The sequence below is a fragment of the Enterobacter sp. JUb54 genome, assembly GCF_014298075.1.
Classification (GTDB): Bacteria; Pseudomonadota; Gammaproteobacteria; order Enterobacterales; family Enterobacteriaceae; genus Klebsiella; species Klebsiella lignicola.
On record NZ_CP060418.1, the window covers coordinates 2,616,118 to 2,633,721 of the forward strand.

Here is a 17,604-nt window from a genome sequence, read left to right on the forward strand (position 1 = left end):
TTACGATTACTCTTTCTTGCTCACCAGACTGAGGTCGATAAACCAGCTTTGCGGCTGGACTACGCCGGTGACCGCCGGAGATATCGCCCGCGGCCCAACGTCGTGGGCGACGAACAGGAACGGCACCTGATCGACCAGCGCGGCGTGCAGTTCACCGGCGGCTTTGTCCATCTCCGCCGGGGTAAAGGCGTGCTTCACTGCGGTGGCCAGTTTTTCGGTTTCCGGAGTGGAGAAATAGCCCCAGTTAGTGGCGACCGGCGGGAAGGCTTTGGCGGTGGAGAAGCGGATCAGGCCAAAGTAGGGATCGTTGACCGCGGCGCTGACGTTGATCGCATCGATCCCTTTCGCCGAGGGATCTTTCGCCCCGAGACGCCAGTTGGTGAACAGGGTGTTCCACTCATTCACTTTGATATCGACGTTAAAGAAGCAGCTTTTCAGGCTCTGCTGGATGTATTCGTTCATCGGCAGCGGCTGCATCTGCCCGGAGCCGGAGGCTGAGGTCGCCACCGTAACGTGCAGCGGTTTACTGGCGCTGAATCCGGCTTCGGTCATCAGTTTGCGGGCGGTTTCCGGGTCATATTTGATCTGGAAGGTTGGCTTGCCATGCCACGGGCTGTCGGCTTCATAAACGCCGGTGGCTTCGGTCATGTAACCGCCAAGGTAGCTTTTCAGCTCGGCGCGGTTCAGGCACAGGTTGGCGGCCTTGCGCACCCGAATATCTTTCCACGGGGAGCCCTCTTCGAAGGAGAACTGCCACGGCCACAGGTGCGGCTGGGTATTGGCGTAGATTTTAAAGCCCTGGGCTTTAATCTGGTCCACCGCATCCGGGGCCGGCGCTTCGATCCAGTCAACCTGTTTAGAGAGCAGCGCCGCGGTGCGGGCGTTGGCCTCCGGCAGAGGGATCAGCACCACTTTATCCACTCTTGGGATGCGATCTTTATTCCAGTAGTCGGGGTTTTTATCGAGGATCAGCTGCTGGCGGGGAACCAGTTTTTCCATTTTGAACGGGCCGCTGCCCACCGCATGGGCGGCAAACTCGGTCCAGGCCAGCTTGCTGCGCGCGGCGGTATCGCCGGTGCTGGCCGGTACCGCGTCATACAGTTTCTGCCAGGCGGTGGGCGAGACGATAAACAAGTTGGTGATGTTGTACGGCAGCAGCGCATCCGGTTCCGAGGTGGTCAGCGCGACGGTGTGGTCATCAATTTTTTCCGCGCCGGTGAGGGTCGGCATGCGCGACAGCGTATTGCCAATCTGGCCCGGAGCATATTGCGGCGCGGCTTTGTTCAGCACTTTATCGACGTTCCAGACAATGGCATCGGGATTGACCTCAGTGCCATCATGAAACTTGACGCCCGGACGCAGGGTAAAGATCCAGCGGCTCTGATTTTGCGGGTCAACGTGCCACTCCGTCGCCAGGCCGGGTACCAGGCCACTTGGCTTCTCACCTTGTGACAGATCCCACTCCACGAGGGCATCGTACAGCGGAATTCCGGTGAAGCGGTTCCCTTCAAAACCCTGATCGGGCTGGCCGAGGGTCAGAGGAATATCGGCCGCGGTCATGGCGATCCGCAGCGTCGAGGCGTGGGCAGGTAACGCGGCAAGCAGCGCCAGCGCCCCGCTGACCGCGACGGCGAGACGGCATTGGCGTAAGCATAATTTTTTCATCAGCATCACATGGTCCCTGTTAAATAAATATTCGTTATTTAACAGGCAAGATGCATACCAGATCTGAATTGCCGTGAAATAAGTAGAAAATAAGGGGTAAAATAAGGATGACTTATATTATCTCAATGATTTTATTTTAAAAATAAACCTGACTTATCTTTTTGCACCGCCAGCGGGAATTCTGTTGCAGAATTGCACCAGCCGATTTTCCTGCACCCGATATCATCACGGTGCGTGACTTTATATAAAATAAATTCATCATTTTTATCCTGTTATTAATTCAGGACTGGATATACTGCCGGCTATTGCCGATCTTAAGGACCCGATGACCGTGCGCTTCTCTGCCCTTCTGCCGTTACTGCTTGTCTCTCTGCCCGCCGTTGCCAGCGGGAAATGCACCCTCACCGACCCCGCGCTGACGCTGCAAAGCTATACCGTCAATCCGCAGCGCGAGCGTATTGTGATGTACTGGAAAAAAGCGGATGGCGAGGCCTTTGGCTCACTGCGTGCGTTACTGGCAGATAGCCCGCAGGCCGATCGTATCCAGATGGCGATGAACGGCGGCATTTACGATAAGGCCTACGCGCCGCTGGGGCTGTATATCGAAAAAGGGGTGCAGAAGGTTCCGCTGAACCGCGCCTCCGGCGGCGGTAACTTTTTTATCCGTCCCGGCGGAGTATTTTATCTTCAGGGGCAAAAAGCAGGGATCGCCAGCCTCGATAAATTTAAGCCCTCTCCCGCCATTAGCTACGCCGTGCAGTCCGGCCCGATGTTAATTGAAAACGGCAAGATCAACTGGCGGCTGAAGCCTTCCGCCAGTTCACGCAAGCTGCGCAACGGCGTCGGAATTAACCGCCAGGGCAAAGTGGTGTTTATGCTGAGCGAGCGCGAAACCAATTTCTATGATTTCGCCTGCTATGCGCAGTCAACCCTCAACGTGCGCCAGATGCTCTATCTCGACGGCACCATCTCAAAGATGTACCAGAAAGGCGGCAGCATCCCGTGGCAGTACCACCCGTTCGTCACCCTGATCGCGGTAGAACGCAAATAACCGAAACGCCCCATCACTAGATCATAGCCCGGCCCAGCGAAGCGCAGGCCGGGCTAATCCAGGTGACACCACCTACATCCGCCGATGGCCCCACTCGCGCAGGCGTTGGAACAGTACGAACAGCGACGGGATAAACACGATGCCAATCACCGTTGCCACCAGCATGCCGCTGAAAACGGTGGTGCCGATAATGCGTCGGCTCTGGGCCCCGGCGCCGGTGGCGAGCATCATCGGCACAATCCCGATGATAAACGAGACCGCCGTCATCAACACCGCGCGAAAACGCCGGGTGGCCCCTTCGCGGGCGGCGTCGACCACCGACATCCCCTCCTCTCGCCTGGCCCGTGCAAACTCAACGATCAGAATCGCATTTTTGGCGGCGAGGGCGATGAGCAATATCAGCCCTATCTGCACGTATACATCGTTGGCGTACCCTGCCAGCCACAGCCACAACAGCGCCCCGCCGATGGCGAACAGCACCGACAGCATTACGCTGGCCGGCAGCGTCCAGCTCTCATACTGCGCCACGAGGAACAGCCACGCCATCGCCACCGCCGCCAGCACGATCCACACCGCCTGGTTCCCGGTTTGCTGCTCCTGCCACGAGATCCCGCTCCACGCGTAGTCATACCCCTGCGGCAGATGGGCCTGTAAAATCTGCTCCATCACGTTCATCGCCGTGCGGCTGCTGACGCCCTCACTCGCCGAACCGCTGACGGATACCGACGGGAACTGGTTATATTGCTGGATGAACGGCGCGCCCACGGTGGGCGTGATGGTCACCAGATTGCTCAGTCGAATACGCTCGCCGCTGTTGCTGCGCACAAACAGCTCGCCAATCTGCGACGCACGCTCGCGCCACTGCATCTCGTTTTGTATCACCACATGGTACACCCGGTTGTTGATACTGAAATCACCGACGCGGGTGCCGCCAAACGCCGTTTGCAGGCTGTTGAAGACCCGCGATACCGGCACATCCAGCCGCGCAGCCTGATCGCGATCGACGTTGAGCGTCAACTGCGGCACGTTGCTGCTCCAGGTGGTGAACACCCGGTTCAGCTGCGGGTGCTGGTTGGCTTTCTGCAGCACCTGACGGGTCACCTGCTCCAGCTCCGCCGGAGACTGCCCGCCCTGGGCCAGAATACGTAAATTAAAACCAGATGCGGTCCCCAGCCCCGGCAGCGTCGGCGGCGCAAAGGTCATGATCGTCGCTTCCGGCATTCCCAGCAGCTGGCCCTGCAGCTTGTCCATCACCGTCTCCAGCGGCGGCCGCTGATCCCACGCTTTCAGCATCACTGAAATAAACCCGCCATTGGACGCGCTGGTGCCGTTAAGGATATTAAAACCCGAAACCTGAATCACATCCTCGACCGCCGGGTTCGCCAGCAGCAGCTCGCGCGCCTGGGTCATCACCGCTTCCGTGCGCTCCAGCGACGCGGCTTCCGGCAGCTGCACGCTGGCGAAGAAGTAACCCTGATCCTCTTGCGGCAAAAATCCCTTCGGCATATGCATAAAGCTGAACACCACCACCGCGGCGGCAGTGGCCGTCGCCATCATCGCCAGCCACGGACGACGGTTCATCCGCCCGATCAGCGCGCCATAACCATCGCGGACCTGATCAAGACCACGATTAAACCCGCGCCAGAACGCCGCCGGTTGAGCGGGTCGTGGGCGCAACAGCAGCGCGCACAGCGCCGGCGTCAGGGTCAACGCCACCACGCTCGATACCGTTACCGCCGTCGACAGGGTGACGGCAAATTGCCGGTACAGTTCGCCGACAATACCCGGTAACAGCGCCACCGGCACAAACACCGCCAGCAGGACCAGGGTGGTGGCAATCACCGGCCCGGCGATCTGCCGCAGCGCCTGCGCCGTCGCTTCCTGGCGGCCAAACCCTTCCGCCATCTTTGTCTCGACGCTTTCGACCACCACAATGGCGTCATCCACCACCATGGTCAGAGCCAGAATAATGGCGAATAAGCTCAGGGTATTGGCGCTGTAGCCCAGCAGATAAAGCACGGCAAAACTGCCAATCAGCGACACCGGAATCGCCAGGGTGACGATCAGCGTGGCCCGCCAGCTCTGCAGGAACAGCGAGACCACCACCACGACCGCCATCAGGGTCAGGGCCAGCGAGACGCCGATCTCTTTGATCGTCGCCGCCACAAAGCGGGTGGTATCGAATTTCACCTCCCAGGTCATATCGGCCGGGAAACGACTGTGCAGGCGGGTCAGCTCGGCGCGCACCGCCGTCGCCACCTGCAGGGCGTTCGCCGTCGGCGTCGGGTAGATGCCGAGATAGGCAGAGTCTTTGCCATTTAGCTGCGCCCCGGAGCTGTAGCTGCGCGCCCCCAGTTCGATGGTCGCCACGTCGCTAAGGCGCACCAGCTGTCCCAGTTCGCCGCTGCGGATAATAATCTGGCTAAAGCTTTGCGCATCGTTCAGTCGCCCGATGCCGTTGATGGTCAGCGTTTGTTGCTGACCGTTGAACACCGGCGGCGTCCCGACCTGGCCGGCGGCTCCCTGCACGTTCTGCTCACGCAGCGCCTGGGCGATATCATCGGTGGTCACGTTGAGAGCGTTCATGCGATCTGGCCGCAGCCAGATCCGCATGCTGTAGTCGCGGGCGCCGAACATCTGCACTTCGCCGACGCCGGGCAGACGGGCCAGCGCTTCCCGCACCTGAGTGCTGGCATAGTTGCTGACGAACAGCGGCGAGAGCGTTTCCAGCGGTGAATAGAGGCTGACGCCCATCAGCAGGTTACTCGCCCGCTTACGCACCTGCACCCCGTTCTGCTGCGCGTCGGCAGGCAGCTGCGCCAGCGCCTGGGAGACGCGGTTTTGCACGTCAATGGCCGCCAGATCGGCATCGGTACCGGCCGCAAAGGTCAGGCTCAGACTGTAGTTACCCTCATCGGAACTGGTGGATTCCATATACAGCATATGGTCCACGCCGTTGAGCTGGGTTTCCAGCGGCGCGGCGATAGCCTCAGCCACATCCGCCGCGCTGGCGCCAGGCCAGCTGGCGCTAACATTCACCACCGGCGGCGTAATTTGTGGATATTGCTCAACCGGAATCACCTTCAGCGCCACCGCACCAACAAACGTCAGCAGCAGCGCGATCACCATCGCAAAACGAGGACGGCGGATAAAAAACGTCAGCATCCTTTCACCTTCCCTAATTCAATAGCTGCACGTTGGCGCCGTCACGCAGGCGCTGAGCGCCTTCCGTCACCACCCGCTCGCCGGCGTTCAACCCTTTCGTCACGACAAACTGCTGTCCCTGCTGCCCGTCGAGCGTTAACCGACGCTGGGCGACGGTGGCGTTATCCGTCACCACCCAGCTAAAGAACCCCTGCGCATCCTGCTGGACGGCCGCCACCGGCACCATCAGACTCTCCTGCGGCTGACGCGGGCTGAAAATCACCGACACGCTGCCGCCCGGCAGCAGGCGATGCTGCGGATTCGCGAATTCCGCCCGCAGCACCACGCTGGCGGTGCGGCTGTCGATCCGGTTATCAACGGAGGTCAACACCCCCTCCTCACGCGTCCCCTCGGGGGCAATCTGCGCGACCCACGCCTGCTTCATCGCGCTGATATCGGCGTGCTGCCCGGCTTTGCTGTAAAACGCAGCCTCATCCAGGGCGAAAGAGACGCGAACCGGGTCAAGCTGCACGATGTCGACCAGCGTGCCGCTGCCCGGTCCCACCAGGCTGCCAACGTGAAAGCGGCTGTGGCCGATGCGCCCGCTCACCGGGGAGTCGATGCGGGTGTAATCGAGGGTGATTTGCTGCGTCGTCACGCGGGCTTTGGCCTGCTCAACGGCGGCAGCGGCAACATCGCGCTGCATCCGGGCGTTATCGACATCGTTACGGCTAATGGAGTGGTTATTTTTCAGTTGCTGATAGCGGCTTAGTAGCTGCTGGGCCTGACGTAATGACGCCTGGGCGCTTTTCAGCTCGGCGTTGGCCAGCGCCAGCGCGGCGCGCGGCTGGGCGTCATCGAGGGTAAACAGCCGGTCGCCCTGTTTGACGTACTGCCCGTCCTGGAAGTGGCGCTGCACAATACTGCCTTCGGTACGCGCGCGAATGTCCACGTCATGAATGGCTTCGATACGGCCGGGGATCTGGCGCTCAGCCGCATATGACTGGCGTTCGACAGCGGTCGCGCGGACCGGAGTTGCGGGGGCTGCGGTCGCCGTTAAGGCGTAACCGGCCAGGCCAACGGTCACCAGGACCAGGCGCATGATGTTTCTCATTGCGATTCCTTGCGGATGGTGCAGCGCCCTCCCCGGATGGCGAGGGCGCTGGCAGGTCAGACGGTTTTACGTAACGGGCGGGTCAGACGCTTCTCAACTTCCACCACCAGGAACATCCCCAGGCCAATGACCAGGGTGATCAGCCAGTAGCGCAGCGGCAGCGACTCGGTGCCAAACATCGTCTGCATAAACGGCAGGTAGATAATCGCCAGCTGCAGGAGCAGCAGCACGCCGCTGACCATCCAGATCCCTTTGTTGCGCAGGAGGCCAACATTCAGCGAGAAACTGTCGCTGCTGCGGCAGTTAATCATGTACAGCCACTGGGCGGTGACCAGCATCTGCAGCAACACGGTACGGATAAACTCCGGGCTATGGCCGCGCGGCGCAAGCCAGGCCTCAAGAATAAAGGCGGCAACGGCAATCATGGTGCCGACGAAGGCCACGCGCCAGACGGCGAAGGCATCCATCACGTGCTGGCCGGTTTTACGCGGCGGGCGATGCATCACGTTGCGCTCCGCGGCTTCAAACGCCAGGCCGAAGGAGAGCGTGGCGGAGGTCGCCATGTTCATCCACAGAATCAATACCGGCGTCAGCGGAATGATGTTCCCCGCCAGCAGGGCAATGATAATCAGCAGCCCCTGCGCCAGGTTGGTGGGCATGATAAACAGGATCGTTTTCTTCAGGTTGTCGTAGACCCGACGCCCCTCTTTGACCGAACTGGCGATGGTGGCGAAGTTATCGTCCGTCAACACCATGTCGGCGGCCTCTTTGGTCACTTCGGTCCCTTTGATGCCCATCGCGATACCGACATCGGCCTGGCGCAGCGCCGGGGCATCGTTGACGCCATCACCGGTCATCCCGACCACTTCGCCGCTCTCCTGCAGCGCTTTCACCAACCGCAGTTTATGCTCCGGACTGGTGCGGGCAAAAATGTCGTACGCCACCGCCGCTTTTGCCAGCTCGCGGTCATCCATATGCTCCAGCTGATAGCCGGTCATCGCCTGGCTGCTGTTGGTGATCCCCAGCATCTGGCCAATGCTCATCGCCGTCTGCGGGTGATCGCCGGTGATCATCTTCACGCGGATCCCGGCGGTCTGGCAGGCATGGATAGCATCAATGGCCTCCGGACGCGGCGGATCCATCATCCCGGCAATACCGAGGAACACCAGCCCCTCGCGCAGGTCATCATGGGTCAACGTGGTGCTGCCAGCGACTGCCGGTTTGCACGCGGCGGCAACCATGCGCAGCCCCTGGCTGGCGAAACGAGAAATCTCATTCTCCCAGTACTGCAGTTCGAACGGGGCGACTCCCTGCTTGGTCATCTGCTGGCGGCACATCGCAAAGATAACGTCCGGCGCGCCGGTGATTAACACCCGCTCTTGCTGGTCGATTTTCTGGTGCGTCGCCATGTACTTGTACTGTGAGTCGAACGGAATTTTCGCCACCAGCTGCGTCACCACCGCCGGCAGTTTTGCCTTCGCCGCCAGTACTTTTAACGCCCCTTCGGTAGGCCCGCCGGTGATCCCCCACAGGCCGCGCGCGTCCTGCACCAGCTGGCTGTCGTTACACAGGTCGATGGTGCGCAGATAGGTATCCAGTACGCTACCCGCTTTAATCTGCACCGGCTCGTCGCTGCCCTCGAGATAGATATTGCCCTGCGGCTCGTAGCTGTTCCCTTCCACGCGATAGCAGCAGTCGGCGGTGATAATCGCTTTCACCGTCATTTCGTTCATCGTCAGGGTGCCGGTTTTATCCGAGCAGACCACGGTCATCGCCCCCAGGGTTTCGACCGTCGGCAGCTTACGGATAATGGCGTGTTTACGCGCCATCGCCTGAACGCCCAGCGAGAGGATAATGGAGATAATGGCCGGCAGCCCTTCCGGTACGGCAGCCACCGCGAGGCTAATCAGCGACAGCAGCAGCTCGCCCATCGGGATATCGCGCAGCGCCAGGCTGAAGACAAACAGGGCGGCCATCATCGCGAGAATAATGACGAAAATCGCTTTACCCAGCTTATCCATCTGCACCAGCAGCGGCGTGCGGTGCTTCTCGATGCCGGCCATCATCTGGTTGATGTGCCCAAGCTCGGTATCCTGCCCGGTCTCGGTCACCACCCCCACGCCGCCGCCGGCGCTGATGGTGGTGCCAGAAAAGAGCATGTTGGTACGGTCGCCGAGCGGCAGCTCCCCTTGCAGCGCGGCGGTGGTTTTATCCACCACCGTCGATTCGCCGGTGAGGATCGCTTCTTCCACCCGCAGGTTGTGGGTTTCGATAAGACGCATATCCGCCGGCACGCGGTCGCCCGCCCGCAGAATGACGATATCGCCCGGCACCAGCTCGCGAGTCGGCAGGGTTTCGTGCTTGCCGTTACGCTGCACCCGCGCGTTGCTCGACAGCATGTTGCGAATACCCTGCAGCGATTTTTCGGCGTTGCTCTCCTGAACGTGGCCAATCAGCGCATTGATCACCGTGACCCCGAGGATCACCAGGGTATCCACCCAGTGCCCCATCGCGGCCGTGAGCACGGCGGCGGCCAGCAGGACAAAGATCAGGACGTCGTTAAAGTGGGCGAGGAAACGCAGCCAGGCCGGCTTGCTTTTCTTTTCAGGTAAGGCGTTAGGGCCAAAAGATTTCAGGCGCTCAGCCGCGTCGGCGCCAGACAGGCCCTCAGCGCGGCTTTTTTTCTGGGTCAGCACCTCGTCAACGCTCTGCTGGTACGCCTGCCGAGGCGTAGCATCACCGGCGGGTGTTGTATTATTAGAGTTCATCATTTTGGTCAAAATAAGTTTTCCTTTTAAATTCCGTGATTCGGAAAGCCTGAAATCATTTCTGGCCAATGAATAAATACATCGCAAGCGGACACGAACAAACGTGATTTAGTGCAATATTTAAACTCCCGCAAAATTAAAAAACTATGATAAGTTAATTCTTCATAGCAAATATCGCAGAGTAATATTAAACCCTAATCAAACGAGGTTAATATGTTTGGAATCTACCGCGGACGCCGCCTGGCACTGTACATCCTGCTAGCCATCATTATCGCTACCCTGGTGGGATATAGCACCTATACTTTTGTAAAACTGATGACCGGATAATGACGTTAACTGACATTTTAATGCTATTAATTTAATTACAAATAACACTCAAATTATTAACGAAGAGGTGGGAATAAATAATATAAGAGCTACGACGAATGACGTAAAATAATAACGAGGGAAAGTATATTGCGTTAACCGGTCTTTTCCCGGACAATATGTTTTTTAACTGATGATTAACAAAATAATGAAGCATCCGCTCGAAACGCTACTGTCTGCCGCCGGTATTTTATTGCTGGCCCTGCTCTCATGTTTACTGCTGCCAGCCCCCTCACTCGGGCTGACGCTGGCGCAAAAGCTGGTTGATACCTTCCATCTGATGGATCTCAACCAGTTTTACACCCTGCTTTTTTGCCTGTGGTTCCTGGTGCTGGGTACGATCGAGTATGTGGTATTACGTTGGATCTGGCGTCGCTGGTTTTCTCTGGATCGCTAGGCCGGTAAAATCACGCATCCCGGCCACCAGCGCCTCGCACCAGGCCGCATAGTCATGGCCGCTGGATGACGGATGGAAGCTGACCCGATAGCCTTTTTCACGCAGCGCCTGCTCAAACGCGAGGGTATGACTGAAGACCCCGCCGTCAGGCCCTGAGGTCTCAAACCGCCCTGCCTGCAGCCAGAAGCGCACCGGGTAGCGCGGCGACTGTTGATACTGGCGGGTTAACCAGCAGGCCTCTTCATCTTTTGGCGCCCACCAGTAAGACCCCGACAGGCTCAGGACATTGGCAAACTGGCGCGGATAGCGCAGCGCCACCCACGACGCCGCCAGCCCGCCGTAGCTGGAGCCCGCCACCACGGTTTTTTGCCGCGTCAGGTTCAGCCCCTGCTGACGCAGCCAGGGCAGCAGTTCATGGGCCATAAAGTCGGCAAAGAAGGGATTCGGCTGCAGCTCCTTCATCCGTCGCGCCTGATCGAGGCTATCGATAAACACCACGTTCACCGGCGGCAGCATATGGTGGGCAATCAGATTGTCCAGCACGTTGGCAAAGCGGTATTCATCCTGATAGGTTTTGCCATCAAGCAGCAGCAGCGTCCAGCGGGCGGGCTGCGGCAGACGTGGCCGATAGATCCGCACTTCCCGGGTATTTTGCAGAAAATCACTGCGCAGGTGGTGGCGAGTCAGGGTGCCGTAGCGCAGCGGTTGCGCCATCCGCCGTGGAGTACAATAGCGCGCCGGATCCAGCGCCAGCAAAGAATGGCGGCCCCAGCGATCGCTGGCATGGTTGACGGTGTGTGGATTGAGCGGATCGGCCTGAGCGCTGATCAGAATCGCTCGCCGAAGTTCATCCCCTTCCCCGTCAACCTGCGGCACATCCGGCGCCAGCTGATACTGCATCAGCGTATCAGCCGGGACAACATAGCTGCGAAACCAGACGTCAGAACCACCAAGTCGGAATAACGGGTCGTGCTCCCCCGCCGGCGATCCCAGCAGGAAGACATTGTTCTTCGCTCCACGCCACAGGAAAGTGACCCGCTTGTGCCCCGCCTCTACCGGCTCCACCATCGGCGTACCTTCAAGCTCACGCTCCTGCCAGAAAGCCGCGGTAGAACCGCCTGTCGCCAGGGTCTGCTTCAGCGCCTGCAAACGTGGGCTGATGGGATCCTGGGTCTGGCTTTTGCTCAGCGCGGTGGTCTCTTTCATCCGCCAGCAAAAACGCCAGCTGGCCCCTTCCTGGCCGTGGAAAACCAACGCCGAAGGGCGATTCACCGGCAGAGAAAACAGCAGCTGCTGCTCGCCGTCCGGCGGCCCGTCGGTCAGCAGCGTGCGCAGGCGTCGGTTATGTTCATCCAGCAACCGGGCGTCGGTTACGCCGTAAATCGTCGCCGTGACGTAATTCTCACCCAACATCGGCAGGTCAAAACAGACTTCACCGCTGGCATCGAATTTTCCCTGTAACTCCCCCTGCAGAGAGGGGGAATCGCCGTCGATCGCCGCCGCAGGCCGTGCACTCACCCCTACCTGCAGACCACTCCATGCCATCTTCATCGCCCGGTTTACTCTTGTCAGAATTTAGCAGTAACGCTAATGCAAATGGTAATGATTTGCAATAACACATCAAGTAATGGCAAGTCCGTTGGCGCTCCGCCGGTTACCCGGCGGCGGTCAGTTAGTGGGCGCTGTTGTGGTTATCTTTGCGGTAGGCACCCGGCGGCTGATGAAACGTGCGGGTGAAAATGCGGGTAAACGTCTGCTGCGAGTCAAAGCCGTATTTCAGGCAGATGTCATAAACCCGCTGATCGGTGTCACGCAGGTCGCGCGCCGCCATCCGCAGTTTACGTTCGCGGATATAGCGCCCCAGACTCTCCCCTTTGTACTGTAAAAAGAGACGTTGCAGATGCCATTTCGAATAACCGGAGTGGCGAGCAATATCGTCAATACGCAGCGGTTGATGCAGATTGTCATCGATCCAGCCGACAATCGTCTCAATGACTTGAGCTGAAATAGTCATCAGTTCTCTCCCCCGTTGAAGCACACTGGCAATTACTGCCACCAGCGATGAAATGATTGTGTGTTATCGGCAACCCAAACCGGCTCGCCCTGCATCGGCGTTAACAGCCGCCATGGTCGGTCTTTGCTCGCCGCAGCCAGCTTGATGTACGGGTCGTCCCAGCTGTGTTTTGCCAGCACGAAACGCCCGGCATGCCCCGGCAATACCGCGCGAGCGCGCAGATCGTCGGCGGCCTGCGCCGTTTCGTCAGGCATCATATGAATGTATTTCCAGTCCTGGTCGTACTGACCGTTCTCCAGAATCGCCAGATCCACGGCGCCAAACTGTTCGCCGATGGCTTTAAAATGCGGGCCGTAGCCGCTGTCGCCGCTGTAGTAAATCTTCTGCTGCGGGGTGACGAACATAAAGCTGGCCCACAGAGTCTGATTACGTTTCAGCCCACGCCCGGAGAAATGACGCGCCGGCAGTACATGAACCGTCAGTTCATCACTGACCGGCACCGCTTCGTTCCAGTCAGCTTCGCTGATTTTCGCCCCGTCCATGCCCCAGTAACGCAGATGCGAGCCGACGCCAAGCGGCGTCACCACGCGGTTGATTTTCGGCATCAGCGCTTTGATGGTGGCGTAGTCGAGATGATCATAGTGATCGTGGGAGATAATCAGCAGGTCGATCTCCGGCATGTTCTCTGCCCGCCAGGGATAGTCCCCGGAGAAGGCTTTATTGAGGAAGGAGAACGGCGCGGCGTAGCTGCTGAAGACCGGGTCGATCAGGATCCGCTTCCCGGCCAGTTGCAGATACCAGGAAGAGTGGCCGAGCCACACCATCACATCCTGCCCTACCGGCAGGCTGGCAAGATCGGTCTTCACCAGCGGCAGCGGCTGCGCCGGGCGCGCATTTTCACGTTTAACGACCAGAAATTCCCACCACGCGGCCAGCATATTTTTCTGTCCGGTAAAGCCTGGCGTGGGCAGCTGATTATGGAACTGGTTGTCACGATAGTTCGGCGACTGTTCCACCAGGCTGAGCTGAGCACCCTGCGGCGCACGACCAAACCCGGCATTTAACACAAACGGCAAAGCGGTTGCTGAGGCTAATAACATGATGGCGACCACGCTTAGAGTGACACGGTTCATAACCTGACCAGATGAAACCCTCTATCCTGAGGGTTGTGTGATAACACTTGATTATGAGTGAGTAAGCACTCATTATTAGGAAAGCAGCGAAAGTCGTCAAGACGATTTTCAAATTTTGACATACACCGTTGCAGTGCCATGTCCAGGCATGCTTAGATCGGGGTTTCATCACATGTGAGGTAAATTGTAGTGGCTCGTCCTAAGAGTGAAGATAAAAAGCAAGCGTTACTGGAGGCCGCAACCGCCGCCTTTGCCCAGTCGGGCATCGCCGCCTCAACCTCCGCCATTGCTCGCAGCGCCGGGGTTGCCGAGGGAACGCTGTTCCGCTATTTCGCCACCAAGGATGAGTTGCTCAACGAACTGTACCTCACCATCAAGAGCGGCTTAGTCCAGTCGATGATTGGCAAGCTGACGCCAAACGAAAAGCGGCCGAAAGAGAACGCCCGCAACATCTGGAACAGCTATATCGACTGGAGCATCCGTCATCCGATGGAGCACAAAGCGATCCGCCGGATGTCGCTGAGCGAGCGCATCACCGATGAAACCCGGAACCAGGTCAAAGAGATGTTTCCTGAGCTCAACGAGATGTGCCAGACCTCCATCAAACCGGTCTTTCAGAGCGAAACCTTCAGCGCCTTTGGCGATGCGCTGTTCCTTTCGCTGGCGGAAACCACCATTGAATTTGCCAGCCATGACGTGAAACGGGCGCCTGAAATCATCGCCCTCGGGTTTGAAACCATGTGGCTGGCCCTCCACGTGAAAGAACAGTAATGGATAATACTTCGCTGCACGCTTGCGCCCATCGTCTGGCCCTGGCCTACCCGTTTACCGAGCACTGCTGGCCGTTTGGCCCGGAGTACGACGTCTTTAAAGTTGGCGGGCGCATTTTTATGATCACCGTGACCCTGCGCGGTCGTGCGCTGGTCAATCTGAAAGCCGAGCCGCAAAAATCCCTGCTCAATCAACAGATTTACCGCAGCATTGAGCCGGGTTACCACATGAATAAAAAGCACTGGATCACGGTCGTGCCCGGTGAGGATATCAGTGAGAATCTGCTGGCCGAACTGGTTGATGATTCCTGGCATCAGGTGGTGAACAAGCTGGCAAAACGAGATCAGAAACGGCTGCGCCCGGAGCGATTTTCAGGCTAACACGATAAGTGTTATCGCATTTTTGTCTCTTATCATTCCCTCGCCTTCGCTGTACTCTTCTGTCACTAACCGCTCCGTCAGGGACGGGTTAACTTGAGCATGAAATAGTGAGGAAGAGTTATGGATATCATCTCCGTTGCCTTAAAGCGCCACTCCACAAAAGCCTTTGATGCCTCGAAAAAACTGACTGAGGCGCAAGCCAGCAGCCTGAAAACCCTGCTGCAATTCAGCCCGTCGAGCACCAACTCTCAGCCGTGGCACTTTATTGTCGCCAGCACCGACGAAGGGAAAGCGCGGGTCGCGAAAGCCGCCAGCGGCACCTACGTCTTCAACGAACGCAAAATCCTCGATGCCTCTCACGTGGTGGTGTTCTGTGCGAAGACCGCAATGGACGATGCCTGGCTGACCCGCGTGGTTGACCAGGAAGAGGCCGACGGCCGTTTCGCCAGCCCGGAAGCCAAAGCCGCGAACCATAAAGGCCGCGTGTTCTTTGCCGATATGCACCGCAAAGAGCTGCAGGACGACAATCACTGGATGGCGAAACAGGTTTACCTTAACGTCGGTAACTTCCTGCTCGGCGTGGCGGCCCTGGGGCTGGACGCAGTGCCGGTAGAAGGCTTCGATGCCGCAATCCTCGATGCCGAATTTGGCTTAACCGAACAAGGTTTCACCAGCGTGGTCATCGTCCCGGTGGGCCACCACAGCGTCGAAGATTTCAACGCCGCGCTGCCGAAATCACGCCTGCCGCAGGCGACGACCATCACCGAGATTTAACCCTCTCGCGCACGCCGCTCGCCGGCGTGCCAGATTTTTTCTGCATACCGGCCCAGGATCGCCAGCGACACCGCCAGGATCAGGAAGAACACCACCTTGTGCATGCTCTCCCAGAAATACTCGAAAAAGCGGGTGTAGAGATTAATGCCGAGGAACGTCAGGCCAAATCCGCGCAGCATCGCGTCTTCGGTTTTCAGACTGATGTAGATACAGATCCCCGCCGCTATGCCAAATAACAGCGCCCACGGCAGCCGCTGCGCCTGAGAAATGCTGTACCAGCGGTCGGGGTCGTGATAGCCGAAAATCGACAGGATCCACAGGGCGATAAACAACCAGGTCAACCCCATCGCTTTACTGACGGTCAGCAGCCGACGCTGCTGCAGCCAGTGGCGCAACAGCCAGCACAGCGCCAGCATCACGCCGGCAAACAGCACAAAGCGCAGCGGGTAGCTCATGCCTAGCCAGTAAGCGCCCCACCCCGATACGTAGCCGGTTTCCGCGCCAAACCAGTTACCCAGCGCCAGCAGAAAAAACAGCCACACCAGCCCGGAGCGGGCCGCGATACCAATGGCGCCATAAATGGCGCAGCCCACCAGAAACAACGGCGCGATGTGGCCGCTGCCGTTATCCAGCCGCTCGCCGAGTTGCCAAATCGCCACCGCGGTAAAGACCACGCCGACAAACAGAATCGCCTCGGTGCTGTAGTGCCAGTGCTGCTCCCGCCGCTGGCGACGAAAGCCCCACAGGTAGCAGCCGAGCGCAATTGCCGCCGGCAGCACGATGCGCGCCAGCGCCGAGTCGCGGAACATCACGGCCAGCCACGCCAGCAGTTCGTTATCGGCAAACAGACTGCCCAACGCAATCAACAGGCAGGCCAGCGCCGTCCAGAAGGCATAGCGGCTCAGGCGCTGCCAGTCAAAAGGCGTCACCTGCAACGTGCCCGCCAGCCGCTGGTGTTCTGCCTCGCTCAACGTCCCGGCGGCCTGCCACTCATCCAGCGCCCGGGCAATCACCCGATGTTGTTTTCTGGTTACGTTCATCTGCATTCCCTGTGGTTATCAGTAGAGGGCATCCTGCTTATCCAGCCAGGCCAGCGCCTGTTCGCCCGACTCGTCCATCGGCAGGTAAACCAGCAGCCGTGCGCCATTACGCGGGGCGGAATACCAGTACATCTGCTGCAGGCTGAAACGCCCGAGCTGCGGATGGTTGAAGTGTTTGACCTGATTCTCCACGCCGCGGACCTCATAACGTTGGTGCCACAGCGCTTCGAACTCGGCGGAAGCGGCGAAGAAGCGCGCCAGTTTATTTTCCCACAGCGGATCGCCCCGATGCTCGGCCATCGCCGCGCGGAAATAGGAGACAAAAGTCGGCAGCACATCGCGGTTTTCGATGCGGAAGCGCCAGGTGTCATTGGTCAGATAGAGGTAAATACAGTTGCGGTCTTCTTCGGCAAGCTGAGCGAAATCAATCCCCATCAGGCGGCAAAAGCTGTCGTTCCACGCGACGATATCGAAGTTGGGTTTCTGGATGCTCGCCGGCTGCGGCATCAGGCTGTCAATCAGCCGGCGGGTTCCCGGGCTGATGGCATCGCAGACCACGGCCGACGGCGCCTCCGGTGGCGTCAGTCCGGCCAGCACGAACAGGTGGCGGGTTTCCAGCGGGCTGCACTGCAGGGCGTTCGCCACCCCCACCAGCACTGCTTCCGACGGGTTCACCTCGCGCCCCTGCTCCAGCCAGGTGTACCAGGTGACGCCGACATCCGCCAGCATCGCCACTTCCTCACGGCGCAGGCCCGGCGTGCGCCGCCGTCCGACCCGCGGCAGGCCAAGCCGCTGCGGATCCAGGCTCTCGCGGCGGGCGCGCAGAAATGCCCCCAGCTGCTTACGGCTGTCATCGGGGGCGATCGACAGAGCTTCCCGTTGCGGCATTCCCGTCATATTTCCTCCAGCATGGTAGTACCAATACCAGTATAGACAGGAACTGGTACCCGTTTAATTTATCGGTAATGCTACGACCATCCGCTGAAT

Annotated in this window: 14 protein-coding genes; 5 read left to right on the top strand and 9 right to left on the bottom strand. The window is 59.0% G+C overall.

Annotated elements, in window-relative coordinates:
* Window positions 1-6: 6 nt before the first annotated feature.
* A complete protein-coding gene (locus HF679_RS12090) occupies window positions 7-1,671 on the bottom strand; it encodes an ABC transporter substrate-binding protein (protein WP_154143498.1) in 1,665 nt (554 codons plus the stop codon).
* 319 nt (window positions 1,672-1,990) lie between these two features.
* Between HF679_RS12090 and HF679_RS12095 the strand changes: the two genes are divergently transcribed.
* Window positions 1,991-2,716: a phosphodiester glycosidase family protein gene (locus HF679_RS12095; protein WP_123755862.1), complete on the top strand. Its 726-nt coding sequence runs from the start codon at window positions 1,991-1,993 to the stop codon at window positions 2,714-2,716.
* Window positions 2,717-2,788: 72 nt separating this feature from the next.
* On the opposite strand, the gene HF679_RS12100 is transcribed toward HF679_RS12095, so the two are convergent.
* Genes HF679_RS12100 through HF679_RS12110 form a run of 3 tightly spaced genes read right to left on the bottom strand, consistent with a single transcriptional unit; the run spans window position 2,789 to window position 9,754 of the window.
* A complete protein-coding gene (locus tag HF679_RS12100) occupies window positions 2,789-5,881 on the bottom strand; it encodes an efflux RND transporter permease subunit (RefSeq protein ID WP_154143499.1) in 3,093 nt (1,030 codons plus the stop codon).
* Between the two features lie 13 nt (window positions 5,882-5,894).
* The gene (locus HF679_RS12105; protein WP_187043007.1) at window positions 5,895-6,974 is read right to left on the bottom strand and encodes an efflux RND transporter periplasmic adaptor subunit; all 1,080 of its coding nucleotides are present in this window, start codon (window positions 6,972-6,974) and stop codon (window positions 5,895-5,897) included.
* Window positions 6,975-7,030: 56 nt separating this feature from the next.
* Complete coding sequence (locus HF679_RS12110) at window positions 7,031-9,754, bottom strand: cation-transporting P-type ATPase (protein ID WP_187043008.1); 2,724 nt, start codon at window positions 9,752-9,754, stop codon at window positions 7,031-7,033.
* A 502-nt stretch (window positions 9,755-10,256) separates the two neighbouring features.
* Between HF679_RS12110 and HF679_RS12115 the strand changes: the two genes are divergently transcribed.
* Window positions 10,257-10,505 (top strand): DUF1158 domain-containing protein, encoded by a 249-nt coding sequence (locus tag HF679_RS12115; protein WP_123756225.1) that lies wholly within the window; start codon window positions 10,257-10,259, stop codon window positions 10,503-10,505.
* Here HF679_RS12115 and HF679_RS12120 read toward each other — a convergent pair.
* From HF679_RS12120 to HF679_RS12130, 3 genes are all read right to left on the bottom strand, one after another.
* Window positions 10,464-12,056, bottom strand: a complete 1,593-nt coding sequence (locus HF679_RS12120) for an alpha/beta hydrolase (protein ID WP_154143500.1) — start codon at window positions 12,054-12,056, stop codon at window positions 10,464-10,466. The two genes, HF679_RS12115 and HF679_RS12120, sit on opposite strands and share 42 nt — an antisense overlap.
* Window positions 12,057-12,177: 121 nt before the next feature.
* Window positions 12,178-12,519 carry a RamA family antibiotic efflux transcriptional regulator gene (locus HF679_RS12125; protein ID WP_123755857.1) on the bottom strand — a complete coding sequence of 114 codons (342 nt, stop codon included), beginning with the start codon at window positions 12,517-12,519 and terminating at the stop codon, window positions 12,178-12,180.
* Window positions 12,520-12,551: 32 nt separating this feature from the next.
* A complete protein-coding gene (locus tag HF679_RS12130) occupies window positions 12,552-13,652 on the bottom strand; it encodes an MBL fold metallo-hydrolase (protein ID WP_123755856.1) in 1,101 nt (366 codons plus the stop codon).
* A gap of 189 nt (window positions 13,653-13,841) precedes the next feature.
* On the opposite strand from HF679_RS12130, the gene HF679_RS12135 reads away from it, so the two are divergent.
* From HF679_RS12135 to nfsB, 3 genes are all read left to right on the top strand, one after another.
* Window positions 13,842-14,423, top strand: coding sequence for a TetR/AcrR family transcriptional regulator (locus HF679_RS12135; protein WP_123755855.1), 582 nt, complete (start codon window positions 13,842-13,844; stop codon window positions 14,421-14,423).
* Entirely contained in the window at window positions 14,423-14,803 is a 381-nt protein-coding gene (locus HF679_RS12140; RefSeq protein ID WP_187043009.1) for an MmcQ/YjbR family DNA-binding protein, read from the top strand. The genes HF679_RS12135 and HF679_RS12140 overlap by 1 nt, the downstream gene beginning before the upstream one ends.
* Before the next feature lie 120 nt (window positions 14,804-14,923).
* Window positions 14,924-15,577 (top strand): oxygen-insensitive NAD(P)H nitroreductase, encoded by a 654-nt coding sequence (gene nfsB / locus HF679_RS12145; RefSeq protein ID WP_154143501.1) that lies wholly within the window; start codon window positions 14,924-14,926, stop codon window positions 15,575-15,577.
* On the opposite strand, the gene HF679_RS12150 is transcribed toward nfsB, so the two are convergent.
* Both HF679_RS12150 and HF679_RS12155 read right to left on the bottom strand, forming a co-directional pair.
* Window positions 15,574-16,617 (bottom strand): DUF2157 domain-containing protein, encoded by a 1,044-nt coding sequence (locus HF679_RS12150; RefSeq protein ID WP_123756224.1) that lies wholly within the window; start codon window positions 16,615-16,617, stop codon window positions 15,574-15,576. The two genes, nfsB and HF679_RS12150, sit on opposite strands and share 4 nt — an antisense overlap.
* 18 nt (window positions 16,618-16,635) lie before the next feature.
* Window positions 16,636-17,514, bottom strand: coding sequence for a helix-turn-helix transcriptional regulator (locus HF679_RS12155; RefSeq protein ID WP_123755852.1), 879 nt, complete (start codon window positions 17,512-17,514; stop codon window positions 16,636-16,638).
* Window positions 17,515-17,604: the final 90 nt, after the last annotated feature.